This is a genomic window from Aeromonas simiae, from assembly GCF_000820125.1.
GTDB lineage: Bacteria > Pseudomonadota > Gammaproteobacteria > Enterobacterales > Aeromonadaceae > Aeromonas > Aeromonas simiae.
Window position 1 is genome coordinate 1 of record NZ_CDBY01000068.1, and the last position, 1,178, is coordinate 1,178.

Sequence of the window (1,178 nt, forward strand, 5' to 3'; positions counted from 1 at the left end):
CCTGACGTGAGCGGCAACACAATGCTCACCAGATTGTCCTCCAGCGACACCGAGACCTCGAACCCCACCTTGCGCGCCAGCGCTATCATGCCGCGATTGCTCGGCATGGTGAGGCCTGAGAGCTGGCCAATCCCCTTGTCACGGGCGTAGCGCACCATCTTCTCCATCATGATTCTGCCAAGCCCCTGTCCTTTGAGGTCAGAGCGCACCAGCACGGCGAACTCCGCATCTTGCAGATCCGGTGTGGAGATGGCGCGCACCATGGTCAGGAGGACTATTTGGAGTGTTTATCCTGCCAGTTTCACATCAGGCTTGTCAGGTATCGCCTAACCCATGATGTGGCGGGTATGGAGGTGAACATCGTGACCAAGTAATCCCCTGGGCCAACGTCCCTAAAGACGGTGATGCCTTCACATTTAAGTGAGTTGTTGGGCATCAAGTTCACGGGCTAACGGATTGGGAATATTTGCAGCCCTGATTGGGGAATCTGATAGCTATGTGTACCCGGGGTTTGGATTCCAGCCCGGCTTTCTTCATGATGACTAGCCTGGAATCACCGATCTGATGCTCCAGTAGCTGCATCATCCTCATTAATGCGCAGATATCTGCTAACCCTTGACTCTCGGTGAGCAAGCAGTACAACTCGCCGTACTGTTGCATCCGCTCATGGTTAATTGCCCGTGCGAGCCAAAACAGAATATTGGAACAGCAAAAGTGCTGCTGAGCTGGCTGATGGGCGCTTATTCCATTAATTACTCTATCTCCGTACATGGGTACTTGTTTGCCATCAAGGAAGCTGTCGCTGCTTCTTAGCATATGGCAGGCGGATTGATGCTGATTTCTGGCTTCTGCGTATTCCGGCGAAGTTGAACAGCCATTCCGGCCAACGTGAACACCCTGATCCTTAACGCGCTCATGTCATCTCGTTTCTAACTCGACTGTTCAGATTGGGTCAACTCACTTCTCCTCTTTCTCATCGATTCTCCCTTCAGTGACAGCCGGTGAGCGTTGTGCATCAGCCGGTCCAGGATCGCATCTGCCAGGGTGTTGTCCCCCAAGCTCGCGTACCACTCTTCCGTTGGTAGTTGACTGACCACTACCGTCGAGTATTTTCCATACCGATCATCCATGATCTCCAGCAGGGCGTTGCGCTGCTCGGCTGTTGATCAGCGCGCAAA

Annotated in this window: 2 pseudogenes; both read right to left on the reverse strand. The window is 53.4% G+C overall.

The annotated features are described in order from the left end of the window. A pseudogene (locus BN1134_RS14725) lies at positions 1–272 on the reverse strand (N-acetyltransferase family protein); the annotation flags it as partial. A gap of 657 nt (positions 273–929) precedes the next feature. Further along, positions 930–1,160: pseudogene (gene istB, locus BN1134_RS14735) on the reverse strand (IS21-like element ISAs29 family helper ATPase IstB); the annotation flags it as partial. Positions 1,161–1,178 lie beyond the last annotated feature (18 nt).